General features: G+C 68.8%; 17 protein-coding genes. 10 read left to right on the top strand and 7 right to left on the bottom strand.

Annotation, left to right across the window (positions count from 1 at the left end):
• The first annotated feature begins 214 nt into the window (after positions 1-214).
• The gene (locus WME85_RS40035) at positions 215-898 is read left to right on the top strand and encodes a GNAT family N-acetyltransferase (RefSeq protein ID WP_437828843.1); all 684 of its coding nucleotides are present in this window, start codon (positions 215-217) and stop codon (positions 896-898) included.
• 113 nt (positions 899-1,011) lie between these two features.
• Here the strand turns inward: WME85_RS40035 and WME85_RS40030 are convergent, their stop codons facing one another.
• Together WME85_RS40030 and WME85_RS40025 are read right to left on the bottom strand one after the other, a co-directional pair.
• Positions 1,012-2,067 (bottom strand): protein-glutamine glutaminase family protein, encoded by a 1,056-nt coding sequence (locus WME85_RS40030; protein ID WP_437828841.1) that lies wholly within the window; start codon positions 2,065-2,067, stop codon positions 1,012-1,014.
• A gap of 389 nt (positions 2,068-2,456) precedes the next feature.
• Positions 2,457-3,458, bottom strand: coding sequence for a hypothetical protein (locus WME85_RS40025; RefSeq protein ID WP_437828839.1), 1,002 nt, complete (start codon positions 3,456-3,458; stop codon positions 2,457-2,459).
• An 824-nt stretch (positions 3,459-4,282) separates the two neighbouring features.
• Here WME85_RS40025 and WME85_RS40020 point away from each other — a divergent pair.
• A complete protein-coding gene (locus WME85_RS40020; RefSeq protein ID WP_437828837.1) occupies positions 4,283-5,245 on the top strand; it encodes a hypothetical protein in 963 nt (320 codons plus the stop codon).
• Between the two features lie 18 nt (positions 5,246-5,263).
• Here WME85_RS40020 and WME85_RS40015 read toward each other — a convergent pair whose 3' ends face one another.
• The gene (locus tag WME85_RS40015) at positions 5,264-6,259 is read right to left on the bottom strand and encodes an aldo/keto reductase family protein (protein WP_437828835.1); all 996 of its coding nucleotides are present in this window, start codon (positions 6,257-6,259) and stop codon (positions 5,264-5,266) included.
• Positions 6,260-6,527: 268 nt separating this feature from the next.
• Here WME85_RS40015 and WME85_RS40010 point away from each other — a divergent pair, with 268 nt between their 5' ends.
• Positions 6,528-7,064, top strand: a complete 537-nt coding sequence (locus WME85_RS40010; protein ID WP_437828833.1) for a hypothetical protein — start codon at positions 6,528-6,530, stop codon at positions 7,062-7,064.
• Between the two features lie 87 nt (positions 7,065-7,151).
• Here WME85_RS40010 and WME85_RS40005 read toward each other — a convergent pair whose 3' ends face one another.
• Both WME85_RS40005 and WME85_RS40000 read right to left on the bottom strand, forming a co-directional pair.
• Complete coding sequence (locus WME85_RS40005) at positions 7,152-8,366, bottom strand: FAD-dependent monooxygenase (RefSeq protein ID WP_437828831.1); 1,215 nt, start codon at positions 8,364-8,366, stop codon at positions 7,152-7,154.
• 240 nt (positions 8,367-8,606) lie between these two features.
• Positions 8,607-9,587 (bottom strand): response regulator, encoded by a 981-nt coding sequence (locus WME85_RS40000; RefSeq protein WP_437828829.1) that lies wholly within the window; start codon positions 9,585-9,587, stop codon positions 8,607-8,609.
• A 393-nt stretch (positions 9,588-9,980) separates the two neighbouring features.
• On the opposite strand from WME85_RS40000, the gene WME85_RS39995 reads away from it, so the two are divergent.
• Together WME85_RS39995 and WME85_RS39990 are read left to right on the top strand one after the other, a co-directional pair.
• Positions 9,981-15,941, top strand: coding sequence for a protein kinase domain-containing protein (locus WME85_RS39995; protein WP_437828827.1), 5,961 nt, complete (start codon positions 9,981-9,983; stop codon positions 15,939-15,941).
• Between the two features lie 295 nt (positions 15,942-16,236).
• Entirely contained in the window at positions 16,237-16,791 is a 555-nt protein-coding gene (locus WME85_RS39990; RefSeq protein ID WP_437842486.1) for a dihydrofolate reductase family protein, read from the top strand.
• Between the two features lie 170 nt (positions 16,792-16,961).
• Here the strand turns inward: WME85_RS39990 and WME85_RS39985 are convergent, their stop codons facing one another.
• Entirely contained in the window at positions 16,962-17,240 is a 279-nt protein-coding gene (locus WME85_RS39985) for a hypothetical protein (protein ID WP_437842483.1), read from the bottom strand.
• A gap of 83 nt (positions 17,241-17,323) precedes the next feature.
• On the opposite strand from WME85_RS39985, the gene WME85_RS39980 reads away from it, so the two are divergent.
• The 4 genes from WME85_RS39980 to WME85_RS39965 all read left to right on the top strand — a co-directional run bounded on the left by WME85_RS39980 (position 17,324) and on the right by WME85_RS39965 (position 20,297).
• Positions 17,324-18,250: an aldo/keto reductase gene (locus WME85_RS39980; RefSeq protein ID WP_437842481.1), complete on the top strand. Its 927-nt coding sequence runs from the start codon at positions 17,324-17,326 to the stop codon at positions 18,248-18,250.
• Between the two features lie 106 nt (positions 18,251-18,356).
• The gene (locus tag WME85_RS39975) at positions 18,357-19,160 is read left to right on the top strand and encodes a hypothetical protein (RefSeq protein WP_437828824.1); all 804 of its coding nucleotides are present in this window, start codon (positions 18,357-18,359) and stop codon (positions 19,158-19,160) included.
• Positions 19,157-19,594, top strand: a complete 438-nt coding sequence (locus WME85_RS39970) for a type II toxin-antitoxin system death-on-curing family toxin (RefSeq protein ID WP_437828822.1) — start codon at positions 19,157-19,159, stop codon at positions 19,592-19,594. The genes WME85_RS39975 and WME85_RS39970 overlap by 4 nt, the downstream gene beginning before the upstream one ends.
• Before the next feature lie 433 nt (positions 19,595-20,027).
• Positions 20,028-20,297, top strand: coding sequence for a hypothetical protein (locus WME85_RS39965; RefSeq protein ID WP_437828820.1), 270 nt, complete (start codon positions 20,028-20,030; stop codon positions 20,295-20,297).
• Positions 20,298-20,343: 46 nt separating this feature from the next.
• On the opposite strand, the gene WME85_RS39960 is transcribed toward WME85_RS39965, so the two are convergent.
• Positions 20,344-20,676, bottom strand: coding sequence for a hypothetical protein (locus WME85_RS39960; RefSeq protein ID WP_437828818.1), 333 nt, complete (start codon positions 20,674-20,676; stop codon positions 20,344-20,346).
• A 293-nt stretch (positions 20,677-20,969) separates the two neighbouring features.
• Between WME85_RS39960 and WME85_RS39955 the strand changes: the two genes are divergently transcribed.
• Positions 20,970-22,160, top strand: coding sequence for an IS1 family transposase (locus WME85_RS39955; RefSeq protein WP_437828816.1), 1,191 nt, complete (start codon positions 20,970-20,972; stop codon positions 22,158-22,160).
• Positions 22,161-22,601: the final 441 nt, after the last annotated feature.

The raw sequence follows: 22,601 nt of genomic DNA, 5'->3' as shown, positions 1-22,601 counted from the left end.
AGGGCGATCGAGGTGGCCAGGGCGAGACCGCACCGGAGCGCGCGCGGCGAGCTTTCCATGAGGGAGTGGATAGCCGCGCCCCCGGGCGGCGTCGAGCAGGAACGCGCGCGCCGGCGCGGCCGGACCGCACGGAAAAGAATGTCCTGCCGACCCGGGGCAGGTCCCGCAGCTGGGGCTTGACGTTTCCGAGACGATTGGATTCTCTCTCCCTCCCATGACGGTAAGCGAACGTTTCTCCCCGATCGTCGACGCTCGCCCGGAGGACACGGCATGGCCGGTCATGCCGTGGCCGCCGGCGCCCGGCACCCGGCTCACCGGGCATGTCGTCGAGCTCTCGCCCTGTGACCCTGACCGTGACGCCGAGCCGCTGTTCCGGGCGCTGGACCATGACGCGGTCTGGCGCCATCTCGCCGGCCGTCCGGGGGATCCCGGCGCGGCTGCCGCGGGCCTCAGGGCCAGGCAGGCGCAGGGCTTCTTCGTGTGGATCGTGCGCCTGCTGCGCCCTTACGCAGGTCTGCCGGAAGGCGCCGTCGTGGGCACCACGTCGTATCTCGAGGTGTCCGCCCGAGATGCCCGGCTGGAGATCGGCGGCACCGCGTATGCGCCCGCGGTCTGGTCGACGCAGGTCAACCCCGAGGCGAAGCTGCAGCTGCTCGCGTATGCCTTCGATGTCCTTCGCGCCGGTCGCGTGCAGCTGAAGACCGACGTGCGGAACGTGCGCTCCCAGCAGGCCATCGCGCGCCTGGGCGCCCGCTATGAAGGGACCCTGCGCCGCTACCAGCGGCGGGACGACGGTACGGTCCGCGACACGGTGCTCTTCTCCATCCTCGCCGAGGAATGGCCGGCCGTTCGTGAGGGCCTCCGCGAACGGGCGAAGGGCGTGAACGCCGATCGTTGAAGCAGGGGAGCGCCGGTAGCACGAGGAGGTATCTAAAAAATCTTCCTCCCCGCCTCCCCGCCTCCCTGTGAATTTTTCCGAGGAATTCGAGGGGATGCCTCAGCCCCGGGCGATCAATCGATCGTCAGCGTCATGGTCTGGCTGGCGTGCGCTCCGTTCGACGCCGTCACCTGATAGACGCCCGACGGATACGGCTCCTCGATCAGGATCCTGCGCTTGTTGATCCTGGAGATGGGCGCCAGCGCGTCGATGCCGTTCCCGACGATGCGCACGGTCGTCAAGCCCTCGACGAAGTTGTCCCCGATCACGTAGAGGGGATACCACACGACCACGTCGCGGTCCGACGCGAACCGGCTGATGGTCGGCGGCGAGCTCGGGTCGGCCGCGGGCTCGGCGGGGCAGCCGCCCCACGGCGGGCAGTCGCCGAGGACGCGGTACGGGTCGCGCCCGAGGAGCTCCTGGACGCGCCATTCGGTGATCAGCTTCCCGCGTATCCCTTGACTCGGGACCATGCTGGGGAGCGCCGGCGCCGCGGGCGCCGCGTCGATGCACCCGTCCTCGTCGGCGCGATCGCGGCACACCGCCATGTCGACCTGGCCCGCGACGAAGTGAGAGAGCCACGTCGCGATCGGCAGAGGCCCACCCGGATCGATGGCCGGGTCGAGCACCATGAGCTGCCCGCTCACCCGGACCACGGGCGCGACATGGTGGCTCCACGACACCGACCCGTCCGGCTCGTTCTCGGTCACCAGGGTCAATCCCCCGTTCGCCCTGGACTGGACTCGAGCATACCAGGGCGTCGGATACCCCGACTCGTGGAGGATGTAGACCGCCGCCGGCGCCCGCTCCTCGCAGCCGTTCTCGGGTTCCAGCCAGGGGATCCGCCGCGGAAAGTCGGGTTGGTCCGGCAAGGCGAGCGCCTGCAAGCGCGTGTCGCGGATCGCCGCGAACCCATCGCTCAGCTGCGCCTCGGTCCAGCTGGGAACGCAGTCGACCGGCAGGTTCTCGAGCGAGCCCTTGAGCTCGTTGAACGAATGGGCACCGTCGGTCAGCGGGCAGCTGCCGTTGCTCTCCTCGAGCGGCGCTCCCACGTCCGAGGGCTCGATGTCGAGATCAGCCCCGGAAGCGGGGCCCTCGTCGCCGCCGCAGGCCGAGGAGGCAACGGTCATTGCCGTGACACAGAAAAATTTCATCAAAGCAAGATGCGGCTGTCTCATGATTTCCTCTCTGGGCGTGCGAGACACGAGCCGCCTCGAAAGACTGGCCCGGATCAACACCTGGCGGTTTGCTGGTGGATGCCAGCAACCTCGGTCGTCCTTCGCCCGGATCGCCCGGCGACGTCATTTTTCGGATGCGCGCGACCAGGCGTCACGAGGTGCGAAGCCGATCGGGCTCGGCGCCTTGAACACCCATTGCCGAGCTCGGTCCGGCGTTGTCGCCTGAAAGGATGGGGCAGCGGCTATCGCCGCCCGGCGGGGTCACGCGCACTGGAGGCCGGGACGACAGGCGAGCGCCTGGCGGTCGCCTCCGGTGCGCGTCGTGGGGGGCGGGGCCGCGATCAGGGGCAGACGCCGAGGTCGGCCCACTCGGCCGGGCACCAGGAGAGCGGGCTGCTGGGCGAGCAGTCCGGGTGCGACCACCAGATCTGCTGCTTCGCCATCCAGATGTGGTTGCCGTTCTTGACCAGGGTCGAAGGCGTGTACACCTGCCCCGACGCCCACGCGGGCAAGCTGTCGCAGGTCTTGCAGGCCTCCCAGGTCGACGGCGACGCGCTGAGGTTCTTGTTCTGGTAGACGTAAGGAGGCTCGTTGTAGAACGACCAGGTGCTCGCGCCCGACATGTCCTGCCAGACGCCCGAGGTCGTCTTCAGCTGCTGGCGAACCATCTTGATGGGCGACGTGCAGGAGATCGCCGGCTCGGTGTAGTTCAGGCCGACGTCGCGGAAATGCTCGACGTCGTGCGCGTACATCTCGACGGTGCTGCGCTCGTCCTGGGCGAGGAACTGGTAGCCAGCGCCGTCCTTCATGTCGACATAGAGGCAGAGCTGGGTGCCGGTCACGCTCGCGACGCGCTCGGGCGTGCACCACTCGTACTTGAAGATGACCTGCTGCCCGGGCTGCAGGTTGCCGAGCGTGCCGCCGCAGGTGCCCCCCGAGGTCCACTGCGTGTTGCAGCTCGCGTGATTCCCCGTGACCCCGTTGTCATCGCCGAAGTAATAGATGAACCACCCGTCCGGGCTGTGGTAGATGCCGGACTCGAGGTTGTAGTACCACTGGCCGATCGCGGTCCAGGCCGTGGACGGGTTCAGGAGCGCGGGGACCTTCCACTCGACGATCCAGCCGCGGGTATCCCCGACGTTGCCCGTGTAGTGGCTCTGAAGATGGTAACTCCCGAGCTGGTTCGCCTCCCCGAGGGGCTCCTCCTCCTCGGCGACGCCGGAGGTGCAGGCGGCGGCGCCGACGGCTCCGAGGAGCAGCAGCGCCGCGCCGACGCCCGCCCGGGCAGCGCTCGACGGACGACGAGGATGGGTGTGCAGGGACAGGGTGCTCTTCTCGCTCATAAGGCTTCTCCCGACAGCGGTGTTTTCCCCCGCCGCCTGAATAGCGCAGCGTCCGGCCGCTTGCTGTTAAGTCGTGTTAAGCCGCACGACATCATGCTGACATCAGGTGCCGAGCGCACAGACCGCCGCTTGCTGTTAAGTCGTGTTAAGCCGTGCGATATCATCTCGACATCAGGTGGCGAGCGCACAGACATCCGTTCGCGGGGTTCGCCGTCCTGCCACGAGCGCCGGAGGCTGTTCGGCGCGCCTCCCGGGAGCGGCATGGCGGCAGACCTCGTGCAACCAGGGAACCGGAGACGGACGCGTGACGGTGCCTTCAGCGGGATTGTCGTGCTTCGCTGGCGCTCCTGAGGAGCCCAGCACCTCTGAGGATACGGAGCGTCCGCGCCCGGGGGACGCGTCGACACAGGCAGGCTCCCGCTGGGAGCCCAGCGATTCCATTCGACGAACCTCAGGCCGATGCTACCGAAACGGGTATGCCTGGTCCTGCGTGGGGGCGTGAACGGTTTTTTCCGTTCGCACGGCTAATGATGATCGCGACCTTGGTGGCCTGCCAGAGCGCCCCGGAGGGCCAGGGCTCAGGGGGTGGGTCCGGCGCGGGAGGGAGCCAGACGGGCGAGGGTGGCTCGGGAGCGAGCGGAGCGGGTGGGGACGGCGGGGCGGCTGGGTCTCTCGAGAGTGGTGCGGGAGGCAGTGCGGGCGCGTCCGGCGCAGCGGGGTCGGTTCCCGCCGTCGGGGAGTGCGTCGAGCTGAGTCGGATCGAGTATCGCACGAGCGCTCCTCTGGGGCTCGGGTCGACCCGTCTCCCGGATGGATTCGCTTTCGTGCAGCGTCTGTCCGCGGGCGAGGAGCTGCGGGTAGCCGTGGGGAACGAGCAGAATGAGTGGCGTGAGTATTCGATGGGCGAGCTCGCGCTGAACACGCGAGCTCGCGACGCCATCGTCGCAGGCACGGCGCGAGACCCCCGCTTCCTGCTGACTTATTTGCAGGACGAGGGCGTGGGATACGAAGGGGCCATCCTGGTGTATGGAGCGCGTCCCGACGGAACCGTGGTGGGTCCTGAGAGAGTGCTCGACGCGTTCACGCGCGCCTCGGCCACGAACCCGGTCGCGACCTCGGCCGACGGTGAGCGGGTTGCGCTCGGTAACTCCCATGTGACCTGGGACCCCCGCATCGTTCTTCTCGACAAGGATGGGCAAAAGGTGAGCGATACGCTGCTCCTCATCGAGTCTGGAGGCGACGCGCTGGCCGACTGTTTCTCCTTGACCGGGACGATGCACGGTGTGCTCGCGCACGTTTTGAACCAGGACACGGGCGACTTGCGGGTGGTGGAGCTCGATGCCGCGGGTGAGATCGTGCAGGACGTGACCTGGCCGATGCCTGAGGGCGCGGCCTGTCCTCGTATCTCGGTCGATCCGAGCGGGATTTACTTCGCCTTTCCTCAACGCCAGGACGCAGGTCCGACGGACGTCTATTCCCTGGATGGCGGAACACTCACAAGGGTAGCGACCCTCCCTGCGCGGGGCGCTGACAGCGCCTACGCATGGGTCCTCGGGGGCGAAGAGCCCTTGATCTGGATCGGCAATCCCGGTGGAGCCTCGTTTGCAAGGTTGGTGAACGGAGAGCTTGTCGAGCTCTCTGGCCAGGTTTCTGGCTCGGTGCTCTCGACGGAAGGCGGTGATCTCCTGGTGAACGATGGCCGCGTCTTCTTGACGTCCAGAATCGACGATGTCACGTCGATCGTGGAAGTTGCGTGCGGGGCCGCGGGGCGCGCTCCAGCGCCTTGAGAAGCTCGCCCTGAGGGTTCACGGCCGCTTCGCGGGGCTCACCGTCCTCTTCGGGTCCCGCACCACCACCTCGCCGAGGACCTCATCGATCTTCTTCATGACCGCGTCGTCGAGCTTCACCCCGGCCGCCTTCACGTTGTCGCGGACCTGCTCCGGCCTGGAGGCGCCGACGATCGCCGACGACACGTTGCGGTGCTGCAGCACCCAGGCGACCGCGAGCTGGGCCATGGACAGCCCGGCGTCCTGCGCGATCGGCTTCAGCTTCTGCACCCGCGTGAGCACCTCATCGGTCATGAGGTTGGCGATGAACCGCGAGCCCTGCTCGTGGGTGGCGCGGCTGCCCTCGGGCGGCGCCTGGCCGGGGAGGTACTTCCCGGTGAGCACGCCCTGCGCGATCGGGGACCACACGATCTGCCCCACGCCCACCTTCTCGCTGGCGGGGATGACCTCGGCCTCGATCACCCGCCACAGCATCGAGTATTGCGGCTGGTTGCTGACGAAGGGCACCTTCAGCTCGCGCGCCAGCGCCGCGGCGCGCCCGATCTGCTCCGCCGTCCACTCCGAGACCCCGATGTAGAGGACCTTCCCTTGCCGGACCAGGTCGGCGAAGGCGCTCATCGTCTCCTCCAGCGGGGTCTCGACGTCGTAGCGGTGCGCCTGGTAGAGGTCCACATAGTCGGTCCGCAGGCGGCGCAGGCTGCCGTGGATCGACTCGACGATGTGCTTGCGCGAGAGGCCGCGATCGTTCGGTCCGGGGCCTGTCGGCCAGTACACCTTGGTGAAGATCTCCAGCCCCTGGCGGCGCTGACCGGCGAGGGCCTCGCCCAGCACCTCCTCCGCCCGGGTGCTGGCGTAGACGTCCGCCGTGTCGAAGGTGGTGATGCCCTCGTCGAGCGCCGCCTTCACGCAGGCGTGCGCCGCTTCCTTCTCCACCTGGGAGCCGTGGGTGATCCAGTTGCCGTAGGAGATCTCGCTGACGAGCAGGCCGCTCTGGCCGAGGTGTCGATGTTTCATGGGGGGCCACTCTAGCACGACGCAGCTGGCGGACCTGGCGGCGTCCCTGGCGGCCGCCAGGTCCCGAGCGCGGAGAGGGCCACGAGATCCGGCAAAAACACCGCGGCACGCCGCTCGCAATGAGCGCCACCGGAACGCCGCGAGGTCCGACCTCTCGCGCTGAGCTCGCCGTTGCGGGGCAGCGCGGAGGCCCGGAAGCGGCGTGCTAGCCCGAGCCGGCGCCGCGCGTCGCGCTCGGATGGAGGCACTCATGTCGGCTCATCACACCATGTCCATGCTTCTCCCCGTCCTCGCGCTCGCCTGCTCCACCGCGCAAGGCGCCGCCCCGGAGCCGCCGGATAGCGCCGCTCCGCAGCGCGAAGACACAGGGGCTCCGGCCGGCTCGACCGGCGCGCAGCGCTTCGTCGACGCCGGATCGTACTTCACGAGCCCGGCCGAGATCGACGCCTGGTACGGGCTGCTTCGCGATCTGAACGACGACTTCGACCTCGTGTGCGGCGACACGTTCTGCGAGGGCGACTACAGCAATTACATGTCGCTTCGATTCCGTTGCTCCGTCGAGGAGCGCGCCGGGACGATAGGCAGCTGCGTCTGGGTCCTCGCCGCGAGCAACGAGGAGATCCTGCCCAATTCGGGCGACGTGGAGGTCGACGCCAGGCTCTTCGTCTGCGAGATGCCCGTCGCCCCGGAGACCGCCGTGGTCGACCTCGTCGAGGCGCTCTCGGCGCCGGCAGGTCGGGCCATCGACGCCGCGCTCCCGGGGACGGACAGGTCGCTCTACGACGGCCTCGTCGAGTGCCTCTGACGCCCGCCGCGCCGTGAGCGCGACACGCCCTCTCGAACGCCTCACGGCGCCGCGTCCCGGGGGAGCTGCGCCGTGATGTTCTCCTGATCAGCCAGCGGACGGAGCGCTCGACGCGCTCTTGCCGTAGTCCGGGAGGTCGATCTTGTCGGCGGGGGGCGACAGCAGCCTGCCGGCGAGCCAGCTGAACACGGGCCGGGTCGCGAGGCTCAGGGCGGCCTGCTGGAGGGCGATTCCGGTCCGGGTCTGCGGCTGCGCGATGCGCGTCCCCGCCTTCGGCACGTCCTGGGCCTGGTCTACATAAGGGCGCATGACGCGCTCGTAGGCGGCGAACGCCATCGCGTGATCGTCGCTCCTCGCCAGCTCGCCGGCGAGCACATAGGCGCCGACGAGCGCGAGGCTCGTGCCCATGCCGCTGACCGGCGAGGCGCAGTAGGCGGCGTCCCCGACCAGCGCGACGCGGCCCTTGGACCAGCGAGCCATCTTCACCTGACCGATCGACTCGAAGTAGAAGTCCTTCGCGTCGTCGAGCGCGGCGAGCACGCGCGGCGTCTCCCAGCCGGCGTCCGCGAACCTCTCCTTCAAGAGCGCCTTCTGCTCGTCCTGCGACAGCTTCTCGTACCCTCGAGGCTTCTCCTGCAGCGACAGGGCGGCGCGCGTCGTGCCGAGGTTGTCCGGCCGCAGGAAGACGCTGCGGCCGCCCGGCGCGTTGAACCAGCGCGAGACGTTGCCGTCGTTCTCGCCGCGCGGCATGGCGAAGTAGGCGATGTACAGATCGAGCGGAACGCGCTTGACCTCGTCCCCGAACTGCATTGCGCGCGTGGACGAGCCGATCCCCTCCGCGACGATGACCAGGTCGTACTCGCGCTCGTCGCCGCGCTCGAAGCGGACCTCGACCTTGTCGCCGCGGTCGCGGAGGGCGGCGATCCTGTCGCCGAAGCGATACTCGGCCGAGCCGCGGCTGTGATCGAGCAGCAGGCGCGCGAGCTCGCCGCGCAGGATCTCGAGCTCGGCGACAGGACCGTTGCCTCTGAACTGCTCGGCGCCGATCCTGGCCCGCACGTTGTTCCGCTCGTCCACGAAGGCGATCGCCTCCTCGTGCGTCGTCCGCTGGCGGATCGCGTCCTCGAGCCCCATGCGCTGGACCACCGTCCGGCCGGCGCCGCGCACGTCGATGTTCTGCCCGCCGTCCCGGAAGCTCGGGGCGCGCTCCACCACCGTCACCGCCATGCCATGGCGGTCCAGCCACCAGGCCAGGGCAGGACCCGCGATGCTCGCCCCGGTGATCAACACGTGTCGCTTCATCGGCTCTCCCTTGCCCTTCCGGGCGCTGACGTGGATCCCTTGCCCTTCCGGGCGCTGACGTGGATCCCTTGCCCTTCCGGGCGCTGACCGTCAACCCGGGTGCCTTGCCTCGCTCGCGCCCACCTCCGTCACGAGCCGCGGAAGAGGCTGCTGACGGCCATGTCGTCCGTCTGCGCCCTGACACGGGCGAGGCGGACGGCGGCGCGCGACCCGCGCGGCCCGCGCGCGCGAGCAGGAGCCCTATCCTCGGTAACGGGAGGCCTGCATCGCGACGGCGATGCCGTCCTGGAGCGTGGCCTTCGTGACGATGCCTTGCAGGGGCGCGTCGAGCTGCACGAGCGTCCGGGCCACCTCCGGGCCTATCCCGGTGATCAGCGTGCGAGTCCCCAGGAGACGCAGGCCTCTGGCGGCGGCGAGGAGCATGGTGGCGACGCTCTCGTCCACACGTTTGAGGCCCGTGATATCGAGGATGACGAACTCTGCGGTTCGGCTGCTGGCGCCGTGGAGCATCGCGTGGATGGCCTGCTGAGCCCGGTCGCTGTCCATCGTCCCGATGAGCGGCATGACCAGGATGCGATCCGTGATCGGAATGAGCGGCGTGGACAGCTCGAGGAGCCGGCTGCGCTGGGCGGCGATGATCTGCTCGTGCAGCGCGGTCTTCTCCGCGTTCGCGAGCCCCTTCTCGGCGAGCTCGCGCTCGAGCCCCTCCTTGGCCTCGCGCAGCTCGTCGGTGCGGGCCATGAGCTCGAGGAGGAGCGCCTCGCGCGCGGCCTCGACGGCGACGCGCTGCCGCACCTCCGACTCCAGGCTCGCGTTCTTCTCCTGCAGAGCTCGCGTCATGCGCCGGACGGCGATATGCGGCCGTATGCGCGCGAGGAGCTCCTCGGTATCGAAGGGCTTGCTGATATAGTCCACCGCGCCCGCCTTCAAGCCCTCCAACCGGTGCTCCCGGTTGTTCAAGGCGGTCATGAAGACGATCTGAGTGTCGGTGGTCTGTGCGTTGGCCTTCAGGCGCCTGCACACCTCGAAACCATCGATATCTGGCAACATGACGTCGAGGAGGACGAGATCCGGCTGCTCGCGCTCGATCAAGCTCATCGCCATGCTGCCATCCGTGGCGACGGCGAGGTCCAGGTGCTCGCCCGACAGTGCTTCGAGGAGCGTATCGAGGTTGACGGGGTTGTCGTCGACAGCGACGACGAGGCCATTGAATTGCGTCAAATCGTCCATCCAGTGCCCGAAAACGCAGCGTGGACCCTATCAAGGGGCGTGTCGACTGTAAAGGGACAAGTATGCAGCATCGCTCCGGAAAGCGAGCGCGGCTGCGACGGTGCGATGTGCCCGGGCACATCAAACTAACTGTGTGTGAACGTGTGTGGCCTGCGCAACGCCGGTCGCCACCTGGAAACGGTGTATGCCTGTGTGCCTGCGCACTTCACCCGTTCCGCGCGCTTCGCCCACTCTGCGCGCGTGGCACACGTGCGCAGAGTGGGCGGATGTGGCCGTCGCGAAGCATCGTTCACAATTGCATTGACTTGTGTTGCCCCGTCCAGGCTAGTTTAGCGCACGCTCGGCTATCGTACCTCGGTGCCGATGCACGGGAGGGAGCCGGGAATGGAACTGATGGGGTATGCGCTCGGGGACATCGCTTACGAGGGAAGCGAGACGCGCGTGTATCGCGCGGTGCACCTCCCCTCGGGCGCGCAGGTGGCGATCAAGCTCCCGCTCGCCGAGGTGCCGAGCCCGCGGGTCATGGGGCGGCTGGTCCACGAGCATCAGGTGCTCCGGCAGCTCGCGGCTGTGCCCGGCGTCGCGCGCGTGCACGCGTTCGAGCAGCGGAACGGCACGGCGGCGCTGGTGCTCGAGAACCCTGGAGGGAGCTCGCTCGATCAGGTGCTCGCCAGGCAGGGGCGTTTGCCTGTAGCGGCCGGGCTGCGGCTCGGGCGCCACCTCGCGCGGGTGCTGGAGGGCGTGCACGCCGCCGGTGTGATGCACAAGGACATCAAGCCGCAGAACCTGCTCGTGGATGAGACGTGCGAGCAGGTCACCCTGCTCGACTTCGGCATCGCCTCGCTCCTGTCCCAGGAAGCGACCGAGGCCAGCATTCCCGAAGCGCTGGAGGGGACCCTGGCGTACATCTCGCCAGAGCAGACCGGGCGCACGGCGCGCGCGCTCGACACGCGCACGGATCTCTACTCGCTGGGCGTGACGCTCTTCGAGGCGCTGTCCGGGCGGCGGCCCTTCACGGACCGCGATCCGCTCTCGCTGGTGCACGCGCACCTCGCCAAGAAGCCGCCTCCGCTCGACACGATCGCGCCGGAGGTGCCAGCCGCCGTGTCGGCGATCGTGTCGAAGCTCCTGGCGAAGGATCCCGAGCGGCGGTACCAGACAGCCAGAGGCGCGGCGGAGGACCTGGAGAAGGCGCTCCGCGCGCTCGACGAGCGTGGAACGGTGGAGTCCTTCTCGCTTGGAAAGAAGGACTTCTCACGGAAGCTGCGGTTGCCGCAGGTGCTCGTGGGGCGGGAGCAGGACGTCGAGCGGGTAGGCGAGTCGTTCGCCCGCGCCGAGCGGGGCGCGGCGGAGCTCTTGCTCGTCGGCGGACCGTCGGGCATCGGCAAGACGGCGCTGGTGCGCACGGTCTACCACGACATCGCGAAGGCGGGGCGCGGCCTCCTGGTCGCGGGCAAACACGACCAGCTCGCGCGGTCGACGCCGTACGCCGCGATGGCGCAGGCGTTCGGGGGGCTGATGCGTCAATGGCTCTCGAGCCCGAAGGCGGTCCTGGAGACCTGGCAGGATCGGATCCGGAGCGAGGTCGGGGACAACGCGCGGCTGATCGCCGACGTGGTGCCGGAGCTCGACCTCGTCATGGGCAAGCTGCCGCCCGTGCCGCCGGTGGACGGCGAGCAGGTGCTCAACCGGCAGAAGCTGACGTGGCTGAACTTCGTTCGCACCGTCACGGCGCCGAACCCGCCGCTCGTCATGTTCCTGGACGACATGCAGTGGGCAGACAGCGCCACGCTGATCATCCTGCAGACGCTGCTGACGGACGTGGAGCGGAGATCGCTGCTGGTGATCGCGGCCTACCGTGACAACGAGACGCCGCCCGAGCACCCGCTGTGGAAGCTCGTCGAGGCGGTGGAGGCGAGCGAGGCCAGGGTATCGAGGCTCACGGTGGGCCCCCTGTCGGAAGAGCAGGTGCAAAAGTGGGTCTCGCGCACGCTCGAGAGCGAGCCGAGGCGCGTGGAGCCGCTCGCGCGTGTGCAGTGGCAAAAGACCCGCGGAAACCCGTTCTTCCTGGAGCAGCTGCTGCTCTCCCTGCACCGGCAGGAGCTGCTGGTGAGGGACGCGGAGAGCGGGGACTGGCGCTGGAACCAGGCGGATCTGGAGCGAGCGCAGATCACCGACAACGTGGTGGCGCTGCTGACGGACAAAGTGCGAGACATGCCGGACGCCACGCAGCAGCTCATGGGGCTCGCGGCGTGCGCGGGGCACACGTTCCACCTCCACGATCTCGAGCGATTGAGCGGGTGGCCGTGCGCCCGGGTGACGGAGGCGTTATGGCCGGCGCTGGAGGAGGAGCTGGTCGTGCCGGTCGACGGGGCGTATCGCCCCGCGCAGGCGCTCGGGGGGGTTGGCGACGGAGCGCTGGACGCCACGTACCGGTTCTTGCACGATCGCGTGCAGCAGGCGAGCTACGAGCGCATCTCGCCGGAGCAGCGCGTCCTCGCGCACCTCGAGATCGGCCGGCGGCTCTGGGAGCGGTATCGAGCAGAAGGGGGCACGGCGCAGCAGCTCCTGGAGCTCGCGCGGCACATGAACCAGGGCTCGGCGCGGCTCACGTCCGCGGAGGAGCGCAATGACGTCGCGCGGCTGAACCTGGAGGCCGCTCGCGTCGCGAAGGCCGCGAGCTCTCACCGGCTGATGGCCAGCCTGCTGGAGAACGCGCGGGCGCTCCTCGGCGAGCGAGCCAATAGCGAGGAGCTCGCGCTGTCGGTGGAGATCGCGCTGGAGCACCTGGAGGCGGCGTATCTGTTGCGAGAGTTCGACGACGTCGAGGCCCGCGCGCTCGACTTGCTCGCGAGGCCTCTCGGGGTGGTGCCCTGGCTGTCGGCGCAGGAGATCCGCGTCCGCTGCTGCCTGGCGGCGGGCCAGTACGCGCGGGGGATCGGGCTTGGCATCGCGGCGCTCGCGGAGCGGGGCTTCACCTTCCCCGGCACGGACGAAGCGTGTCAGCCGGCGCTCGTCGAGGAGTCCGCCGCGCTGGATCGATGGCTGGAGCAGGACCTCGGCGCGTTCGATCGGATGCCGCCCGATCAGTCCCCGGAGCACCGGCTCATCGACGACCTGATGACGCGGACGCAGCTCTGCTCCATCTACGGCGGCCGGCCGATGCTCTACACGCTCATCATCGTTCGCATCGTCTCCGAGGCGGTGCGACGGGGGGCCCTCACGCCGGCTGCCGCCCTCATGATCAGCAGCTTCTCCAATGTGTGGTCGGTGGCCACGGGCATGTATCGCCGCGCCTTGCGCTGGACCGAGCCCGGGGTACGCGCTGCAGAGCGCGTGGGGTCCCCGATGCTCCCCGAGTGCCTGGTGCTCCATGGCATCTACCTGGTCTATTCCAGGCCTGTCGACGAGACGGCCATCTTCTATGAGCAAGCCATCGCGGCCGGCCTGAAGATCGGCTCGTTCACGGGCACGAGCTGGGGCCTCCTGTCCGATCTGTTATATTACCGCGTCTGGCGCGGCATGCAGCTCGGCCAGCTCGACGCGCACATCAAGGCTCGCTGGGATCTCGTGCAGCGCGCGGGGGACGCCGTGGGGAGGCACCACTTCGAGGCGGTCGCGTCCTATTGTGACGTGCTGATGACCCCGGACGGCGCCCCGAAGCTCCTGAACGACGAGCCGCTGCCGCGGGGTTCGCGCTCCCTCCTGGCCGACGGCGACGGGTTCACGGGGGGGCTCGCTCGGACGCTGGAAGTCTATCTGTTCTGTGTCACTGGCAGGTGGGAGCGAGCGCTGTCGCGGGCGCGGGAGGCAGACCAGTTTCGAGCGGACATCCTCGGCATGCCGCAGGCGGCGGACGTCGCCTTCTACCTCGCGCTTTCGGCGGCGAAGTGCTGGCATGACGCCGCCGGCGCCGAGGAGCAGGCGCGGCTGCGGGAGCACATCGAGCACGGCCTCGAGCGGATGCGCTACTTCGTCGAAGGCTGCGCGCCGAACTTCCTCCACAAGCTGCGCCTCGTCGAGGCCGAGCACGCCCGCGTGCTCGGCAAGACCGAGGAGGCCATCACCAGGTACGACGAGGCGATCGAGCACGCGCGCGAGCAGCGCTTCCTGCACATCGAGGCTCTCTCGATCCAGCTCGCCGCCGAGTTCCGGCTGCAAACGGGCAAGAGCCACATCGGCGCCATGTACCTGCGCGAGGCGCGCGACGCGTATGCGCGCTGGGGCGCGGTCAACGTGGTCGCCCATCTGAACGCGAGATACCCTGCGTTGCTCAGGGCGTCCATGCAAGGGGCGGCTGTCGAGCGCACGATGACGGCGGCGGGGACCACGACGACGACGGGCGCCTCCGCGGGCGCGAGCCTCGACGTGAACACCGCGGTGCGCGCGGCGCAGGCGCTCTCGAGCGAACTCGACCCGGAGCGCGTCGTGGGCCGGCTGATGGAGCTGCTGCTGGAGAGCGCGGGGGCGCAGCGCGGCGCGCTCGTGCTCCGCGAGGGGGAAGCGCTCTCCGTCGCGGCGCGGCTGTCGGTGGAGGGGGCTCGCATCGAGACGGGGCTGTCGGAGCCGCTCGAGCAGAGCCATGACGTGCCGGTGACCATGGTGCAGTATGCGGCCCGCACGGGCGAGCCGGTGGTGACGGGGGATGCGACGAGCGAGGCGCGCTTCGCCGTCGACCCTTACCTCGCGTCGCGCGCGGTGCGCTCGCTGCTGGCCCTGCCCTTGACGCACAGGGGCCACCTCGTGGGCGTGCTCTACCTCGAGCACCGCGACGTGCCGTCGGCGTTCCCTCCTGCGCGGGTGGAGTTCCTGTCGGTGCTCGCCTCGCAGGCGGCCATTGCCGTCGAGAACGCCACGCTGTACCGGGACCTGGAGGCCAAGATCAAGGAGCGCACGGCCGAGCTCCGGATCGCCAAGGAGGCGGCCGATCGGGCGAACCGGGCGAAGAGCGATTTCCTCTCGAGCATGAGCCACGAGCTGCGCACGCCGCTCAACGGCATCCTCGGTTATGCCCAGGTCCTCTCTCGCGCGTCCGAGCTCTCCGTGAAGAGCCGTGATGGGGTGCAGGTCATCAAGAAATCGGGCGAGCATCTCCTTTCCTTGCTGGAAGACGTGCTGGACCTCGCGAAGATCGAGGCCGGCAAGCTGGATCTCGCCTCGAAGAAGTTCGATCTCCAGACCATGGTGCGCACGGTGGTGGATCTGAGTCGCGTGCGCGCGGAGCAGAAGGGCATCGCGTTCACCCACGAGACACGCGGCGTGACCACGTCTGCGTTCTCCGGCGACGAGAAGCGCCTGACGCAGGTGCTCTTGAACCTCCTGAGCAACGCCATCAAGTTCACCGAGCGAGGGAGCGTCTCCCTCGTCATCGACGAGCTGAAGCGCGGCTCCGATGAAGGGAGCACGTTGCGGTTCCGGATCGAGGACACGGGCCCCGGGATCGCCTCGGAGCACGTCTCGCGCATCTTCGAGCCCTTCGAGCAGCTCGGAGATCACAAGGCGAAGAGCGCCGGCACCGGGCTGGGCCTGGCCATCACGAAGAAGATCGTCGACCAGATGGGCGGCACGATCGAGGTCGAGAGTGAGCTCGGCCGAGGCAGCGCCTTCACGGTGACGCTCGCGCTCGCGGAGGCACCTGCGTCCGCGCGCGCCGAGAAGGCCCTCGGGTGGCATACCATCACCGGGTATCGCGGAGAGCGCCGCACGGTCCTCGTCGTGGATGACAATCCGCACAACCGAGCCCTGGTGAGCGATCTGCTGGTCCCGATCGGCTTCGAGGTCGTGGAGGCCGAGGACGGTGAGGGGGCGCTCCGGCTGGCCAGGGAGCGGAGGCCGGCGCTCGTCTTGATGGACCTGGTCATGCCGGGGATGGACGGCCATGAGGCCACGCGCCGCCTGCGGCAGATGCCCGAGCTCGGCGAGGTCGTCATCCTGATCTCGTCGGCGAACATCTCCGAGGCCGAACGGCAGGAGGGCGGCCAGGGCGGTTGGAACGACTCCGTGCACAAGCCCGTGCAAGCGGGCGCGCTCTTCGACAAGATCCAGCGCTTCCTCGGCGTGGAGTGGATTCATGCCGAGGAGAAGGCCCCTGTCGTGGCGGCGCGGGAGAGCGGTCCGCTGGTGCCGCCTTCGGCCGAGGAGCTTGCCCTTCTCTCGCGGCTGGTGGCGTCGGGGCGTGTCCGGAACGTGGTGGCGGAGGCGGCGCGGATGGAGGAAGCCGACCCGCGGCTCGGCCCGTGGCTCGAGCAGCTCAGGGGGCTCGTGCGGACGTACCAGCTGCGGAAGCTGCAAGAGTTCGTCGGTGGGTATGCCGCAGGCACGGCCCCGTTGAGCGAGAGCGCCTAGCGAGCTCCGAGGCGCTCGGGCAGGACAGCCAGACGTCTGGCCACGGACAGCCAGACGTCTGGCCACGGACAGCCAGACGTCTGGCCACGGACAGTCAGGCAAGCGATCCGGTGCTGCCGCCATCGCACCGGCGGCTCACTTGCCCGTCGCGTCGTGGCTGCCCTGGCGGTTGCTGAATGTTGAGCGGGATGTCGCGATCCCACATCCGCAACATCCCGCAGCCGAAGCGCGTCGGCTGAATCCCGGCGACCGGAAGTCTCCCGCCGCCTTCTCCGCCGTGGTACATCTTCGCGCCATGGGCCTCTTGACCTTCGGACTCAACGTGACGCTGGACGGGTGCTGCGACCATCGCGAGGGGATCGCGGACGATGAGCTGCACGACTACTTCACGCAGCTGATGGACGCAGCCGGGGCGATGCTGTGGGGGCGCGTCACCTACGAGCTGATGGAGAGCGCCTGGCCGGCGGTGGCGCGCGACGAGAACGCGCCACGCGCGATGCGGGACTGGGCGCGCAAGCTTGAGGCCAAGCCGAAGTATGTGGCCTCGGCCTCGCGCCGCGACTTCCCGTGGAACAACACCTTCCGCCTCGAGGGTGATTTGCGTGAGGCCGTGACGCAGCTGAAGGAGAAGACCCCGCAAGGCGTGCTCGTGGGCAGCCCCGCGCTTTCGGCCGCGCTCGATCGGCTGGGGCTGATCGACGAGTACCGTCTCGTCGTCCACCCGGTCATCGCCGGCCACGGGCCGACTTTGTTTCAGGGCCTGGAGTCCTCGCGGCGCCTCGAGCTCGTCTCGACGAAGTGCCTGAAGTCCGGCCAGGTGGCGCTGCATTACCGCCGCAAGGAGGCATGACCCGATCAGGCCGGGCGGTCCTCGGCGTCGAAGTCGAAGTACTCGCAGACCTCGTTGAGGACGCCCTGGATGATCTGGTTGCGTATTCCGGCGGACGTGACGGCTCGTTCCGGAGCGACGCGACGGCCCAGTCCGGCGTGACGTGGACCGGAGCGTAGCGACGAGCGCGGTCAATCATCTGCCGTCGCGGAGCCTCCGGTCGGCGACGTGGGTCGGTTGCTGAGCACGCGCGACACGAGCGCGAGCAGCATCTCGCGCGCGTGGCCGCGGTCGACGGCCGGATCGCGTAGCCGGATCGCCTTGCTGCCGTCCAGCACGGCGAGCAGCATGGTCGCGAGGGCCGCCGCCGGCAACGTGTCGTCGACGAGGCCGGCGGCCTGTCCGCGCGCGACCGCGCTCGCGAGGAGCTGCTTCATCTCGGCGCTGTGGCGCTGGAGCCGATCCGCGATCGCGGCGTTGCGCTGCGACTCGGCGAGCAGGTCGAAGAGGAGGGACGGCCCCTCTCGGCAAGAACGGCCCGCTCGTCGGCGCGCTGGGCCTCGGCTGCGGCGGGATGTCTCCCAGCCGCAGCGCCGACAGCGACGCCGAGAGCGTCGCCACGATCCAGGCGGCGCTCGACGCCGGGATGAGCCTCCTCAACACGGCCGACTTCTACGGCATGGGGCACAACGAGGCGCTCATCGGACGCGCCCTCGAAGGCCGGCGCGATCGGGCCTTCGTGAGCGTGAAGTTCGGCATGCTGCGCACCCCGGGCGGGAAGTTCCTCGGGATGGACGGCCGCCCGGCCACGGTGAAGACGTTCGCGGCCTACTCGCTCCAGCGCCTCGGCGTCGACGAGATCGACCTTTACCAGCCCGGGCGACCCGATCCCGACGTGCCCTTCGAGGAGACGATCGGCGCCATCGCCGACCTCGTGCGCGAGGGCAAAGTCCGTCACGTCGGCGTGTCCGAGGTCGGCGTGGAGCTCCTGCGCCGCGCGCACGCCGTGCACCCCATCACCGCGCTCGAGATCGAGTACTCGCTCGCGTGCCGCTTCATCGAAGCAGAGATCTTGCCGGCCGCGCGCGAGCTCGGGATTGGCATCGTCGCCTACCGCGTGCTCGCCGACGGGCTGCTCAGCGGCGCGACGGCGCCGAGCCCTGGCGCGCACTTCGTGGCGCCGCGGATGGAAGGACAGGCACTGGAGCAGAACGTCCGCGCCGCGCGCCCGCTCGTCGCCATGGCCGCCCGGAAGCGCTGCACGCCAGCCCAGCTGGCCATCGCGTGGCTGCGCGCACGCGGCGACGACATCGTGCCGCTCGTCGGCATCAGCCGGCGCGCGCGGCTCGACGAGAACCTCCTGGCGCTCGACGTGCGGATCTCCCCGGACGAGCTCGCGCAGCTCGACGCTGCGTTCGCGCCGGGCGCGATCGTCGGCGATCGGTACCCCTCGTTTGTCATGAAGTACGCAGCGCGCTAGGCGACCGGGCTCCGGATGGCGGAGGATGCCGGGTAGGGGGTCCCAGGACACCTGTCCGAGCGAGCCCCCGCTTGACGCCGGCCGCATGCTCCACCAGCGTGCTCCCATGGGCGTCAAGCTGAAGGTCACCTTCGACGGGGAAGAGCCCGGGCTGGCGCAGCATCGACTGAGCCTGTCCGCTTTCGGCGAGCCCCTCAAGCTGTTGCTATCCGCACTTCAGCGGACCGCGTCGGGGATCCTTGCGGCCGCGCTGGATGATACGGAATACGGCGACAGAGGGGGACGACTGGCCGCCGAGGCCAAGCTACTCGACCTGGAACTGGCCTCGATCGAGCAAGGATCCGCCGCGCCGACCTTCGAGTGTGTGGCCCGTCCAGGCTCTCAGTTGGATCTACATCGTTTCGATACGCTCGGCGAGCAGACTGTTCAGCGTTTGGTCCAGGATCTGGACGCAGAGCGCCAGGGCAGGCCAGCCAACGCCTCCGTTCGCCGGTACCTTCGGTCGTTGCCGCCCGGCGTACGTACTCAGCGCTACACGGCATGGGCGAACGGGAGCGTACTCGCTGACGTACAGTTCGGTGAGCTGTCCCTATCAGAAGTCCCGGTTCAAGCCGCTCGCCTGGTCAAGATGGTCGGCCGGATCGTCGGCGTTGGATTCGACCCGGGCGCGAGTCACGTTGCCCTGAGGACGAACAGCCGTACGGTGCGGTGCTCGGCATCATCGGAGCAGGTGGAACGCGCGCTGCTGCTGCGTCACAAGGACGTCGTCGCCGCTGTCCTGGACGGGCAGAAGCCGTCCCTGGTCTGGATCCTGGACGCGGCGACCCCGCCGCCCCGTGTACCGATCGAGAGCACAATAGACCACCTACGCACGAACTGGGCGGAGACGATGAGGATCCTTGCCCAATGAGCGAGGATTTGAGCTGGGCGTTTGTGGAGGTTGGAGATGTGCTCCACTTGCACGAGGTCGCTATCCGAGAGTACGGAGGAAAGCAATCCTCGATGCCCAAGGCTGGGTGCGTTGAAGGAAGCATCGGAAATGCGGTAACCGCTTCGATGTACGTGGCGGAGGACGGGGAGCCAGATCTGCTCGTAGCCGTCGCCTATCTGCTCGTGTACCTCGCCAAGAACCACTGCTTCGTGGACGGGAACAAGCGCGTAGCTTGGAGCGCCATGTTGCGTGTCCTGGATGCGAACGGCATCCGGATCGTAGCGACACAGAAGGAGGCAGCGAAGCTGGTCGATGACGTGGCGAGCGGTGCCATCGATGCCCGTGGTGTTCTGAGGTGGCTCTCGGCGCCCGATCGGATTACGGCAGCCCCTGGCTGGGCAGATGGTGCCTGATCCTCCATCAGCCGCTCGCCCCCGGGCGAACGGACAGCGCGGCGCGGGCCCCAGCAGTCAGCACCCGGCGCGGAGCCGGTCGAAATTGACCGATATCAGACGTCTGGCCACGGACAGCCAGACGTCTGGCCACGGACAGCCAGACGTCTGGCCACGGACAGCCAGACGTCTGGCCACGGACAGCCAGACGTCTGGCCACGGACAGCCAGACGTCTGGTAGTGGTCAATTTTGACCAACCGCCCCTGGGCGACCTTGACGACCGACGTCCTCGTGACCCGCAGACAGATGGCGGCGGTGAAGGAACCACATCGGCGCCACCCGCATCCCGGACACCCCGTCCCACCGATGCGATGGGAGCACCCGCGGACCGCTTAGACCGTAGTGGCGACGCGCCCGCGCTGGTGCGTCGCCGCATCGTGGTAACGTGGACGGATGACCATCGAGATCAAGCGGCGTGCCGACGGCGAGTGGGAGACTGTGAACGAGGCTCAGTTTTTGGACCGGGGACGCGGGCAGTACTTCGTTAACCTGCCAACCGAAGCGAACAGGTGGCCCACGGTCGCTGCATCTATCGAGCGGGACAAGGACGTCCCACTGCGCATCAACGGCGTCGAGGCGATCCGGGCAACGGCGACGGTCTGGGGTATCGAGGGCGTCCAGCTCATCCTGCTGATGCCGGAGGACTTTCGCGTCGACCGTTGACGATCTTGCCCAGCGGCTGCCGCGTGTTGCCTGCGTCTCGCAGTGCTCAGTTCGGCTCTGCCGGCTCATCCCCGTCTTGCCTGGCGATCTGATGCCGTAACCAGGTCGTGAGCGCGACCTCTTCCTCTACCTCCCACCCATCCCCCTTCATCAGGTCAAGGTAGGCAAGGTGCGCCTCTGGGATGGTCTGCATCTTCAGGTCGAGCGCGTCCTCGCGCAGGTAGACGTCCGTCTCCCCGCGTGCCGCGTCGTGCTCGACGCTCACCACCTCCCGCTCGCGCTCCGCCATGACGATCGCGCCGACCGCGGGCGCCTCCGGGAGCTCCACACGCTTGGTGATGGCATGCCCGTCATGTTCCAGGATGAGCCGTACTTGCATGCTGCGACCCTACCACGGGCCCGCTGAGGTCCGGAGGCCTCGCCGCGTCAACAGCGCACCCGAGCCTTCAAACAGGCTGCGCTCGTGCGCGTCGGCTGTGACAGCGCGTGTCCCAGCTGCACCGAAACCCCAGGAAAACAAGGCGTTTCGCGCTATATTGCAGGGTACTTAGCAAAGCGCCCTGTCCCCGGCTGGTCCCCGGAGACAGGGCTGCGAAACACCCTGTGGTGGCCCACAGAGCGCGCGTCGCACCGCGAGCATGGGCCGCCGCTTGGGGAAAGGCAAGGCCCTGCATGGCGAACGTGCTGCCCATGGCGAAGCGCGTTGCGGTCGTCGCGCATCTTGTCGAGGGGGCGGGTATCCGTCCGACGTCGCGACTCACGGAGGTGAGCAAGCCGGCGATCCTGGCGCTGCTCCTCCGCGTCGGCGAGGGCTGCGCGGCGCTGCACAACCGCCTCGTGCGCGACGTGGACTGCCGCACGGTCCAGGTCGACGAGATCTGGAGCTACGTCCAGAAAAAGCAGGCGCGCGTGCAGCCGGGCGACTCCCCGGAGGTCGGCGAGGCCTACGTGTTCGTCGGCATGGCGAGCGCCTCCAAGCTCGTGATCTCCTACCGGGTGGGGAAGCGCGACGAGGAGAACACCAAGGCCTTCATCGCTGACCTGCGCGCTCGGCTGGTGACGATCCCGCCGCTCTACAGCGACGGCTGGCAGCCCTACATCGCTGCCGTGGGCGAGTCGTTCGCGCTCGCGGGTTCGGTCGACTACGCCCAAGTCGTCAAGAACTACAGCCGAAAGGCGCGTCGCGACGACGATCACCGCTACGAGCCCCCGCGCGACCCATTCATCACCCGAACGCCCGTGTTCGGGGTGCCCGACATGAAGCGGGCAAGCACGAGCCATGTCGAGCGGCAGAACCTCACGATCCGCATGCACATCCGCCGCTTCACCCGGCTCTGCAACGGCTTCAGCAAGCGCCTCCCGCACCACAAGGCGGCCGTCGCGCTGCACATGGCGTTCTACAACTTCTGCCGCCCGCACGAGGCGCTGCGCGTCACGCCCGCCATGGAGGCCGGGCTGACCGACCACGTCTGGAGCATCGAGGAGCTCGTCGCGGCGGCGCTCGTGGAGGAGGAGACGTCGCCGCCCGTGCCGCGACCGCTCACCGTGCCGGCGCAGACCGGGCCGGTGCGCCAGCTCCCGGGCGGGAAGGGATGGCTCCGCCTCGTTTCGGGCGGCCCCTCGCCGTCCGCACCCGCTGCGCCGTCGACGCCGCCTCCGGCGCCCGGCGCTTCCCCGGCGACGCTTCCACCGGTTCCCGTACCCGCCGTACCTGCGCCCGATGCGACGGCCTCCGTCGTGCGTGCTGCACCTCCGGCCGAGCCTTCCCGTCAGCTCGACCTGTTTGCATGGAAGCCGAAGCCGAGGACGCTGGTGCAGCTGTCGCTGTTCGGGGATCCGCCCGGCGAGCCGACAAATGGATAGCCGCTGCCGCACGACCTGCGCCCGAGTACATTGACGCCTGAAGCGCGCCACAAGAGGCTCCGCGTCATGAGGGGCGAAAAACCTGCGGCAACGGTGTGGCTCTGGGCCGCTGCGGCGGTTACATGCGGCGGCTGCGCGCAGATTATCGGTGCCAGCTGGGACGACTATACGACCGCCGAAGGCACGGGCGGCGTAGGGGGCACGGGCGGCACCGGATCTGGCAGCGGAACCGGTGGCCATGGCGGCATGGGAGCTGGCGCCGGTCCGGGTGGCACAGGGGGAGCCGAGTGCATCGACGATGAGGAAAGGTGCTCGGACAACACGCCCCAGCGCTGCGCTGGTGGGCAGTGGGAAAGCAGCGACCCGTGTTCCGGCCAGACGTGCGTCGATGGGGCATGCGTCGGGGAGTGCGGCCCAGAAGACGTGCGCTGTTCGAACAAT

Source organism: Sorangium sp. So ce1153 (assembly GCF_051521595.1).
GTDB lineage: Bacteria > Myxococcota_A > Polyangia > Polyangiales > Polyangiaceae > Sorangium.
This window is presented reverse-complemented; position numbering and strand designations above follow the sequence as displayed.

Coding starts and splice junctions, on each gene's coding strand:
- WME85_RS40035 (WP_437828843.1), top strand. CDS start 215: ATGACGGTAAGCGAACGTTTCTCCCCGATCGTCGACGCTCGCCCGGAG.
- WME85_RS40030 (WP_437828841.1), bottom strand. CDS start 2,067: ATGACCGTTGCCTCCTCGGCCTGCGGCGGCGACGAGGGCCCCGCTTCC.
- WME85_RS40025 (WP_437828839.1), bottom strand. CDS start 3,458: ATGAGCGAGAAGAGCACCCTGTCCCTGCACACCCATCCTCGTCGTCCG.
- WME85_RS40015 (WP_437828835.1), bottom strand. CDS start 6,259: ATGAAACATCGACACCTCGGCCAGAGCGGCCTGCTCGTCAGCGAGATC.
- WME85_RS40010 (WP_437828833.1), top strand. CDS start 6,528: ATGTCCATGCTTCTCCCCGTCCTCGCGCTCGCCTGCTCCACCGCGCAA.
- WME85_RS40005 (WP_437828831.1), bottom strand. CDS start 8,366: ATGAAGCGACACGTGTTGATCACCGGGGCGAGCATCGCGGGTCCTGCC.
- WME85_RS39995 (WP_437828827.1), top strand. CDS start 9,981: ATGGAACTGATGGGGTATGCGCTCGGGGACATCGCTTACGAGGGAAGC.
- WME85_RS39990 (WP_437842486.1), top strand. CDS start 16,237: ATGGGCCTCTTGACCTTCGGACTCAACGTGACGCTGGACGGGTGCTGC.
- WME85_RS39975 (WP_437828824.1), top strand. CDS start 18,357: ATGGGCGTCAAGCTGAAGGTCACCTTCGACGGGGAAGAGCCCGGGCTG.
- WME85_RS39970 (WP_437828822.1), top strand. CDS start 19,157: ATGAGCGAGGATTTGAGCTGGGCGTTTGTGGAGGTTGGAGATGTGCTC.
- WME85_RS39965 (WP_437828820.1), top strand. CDS start 20,028: ATGACCATCGAGATCAAGCGGCGTGCCGACGGCGAGTGGGAGACTGTG.
- WME85_RS39960 (WP_437828818.1), bottom strand. CDS start 20,676: ATGCAAGTACGGCTCATCCTGGAACATGACGGGCATGCCATCACCAAG.
- WME85_RS39955 (WP_437828816.1), top strand. CDS start 20,970: ATGGCGAACGTGCTGCCCATGGCGAAGCGCGTTGCGGTCGTCGCGCAT.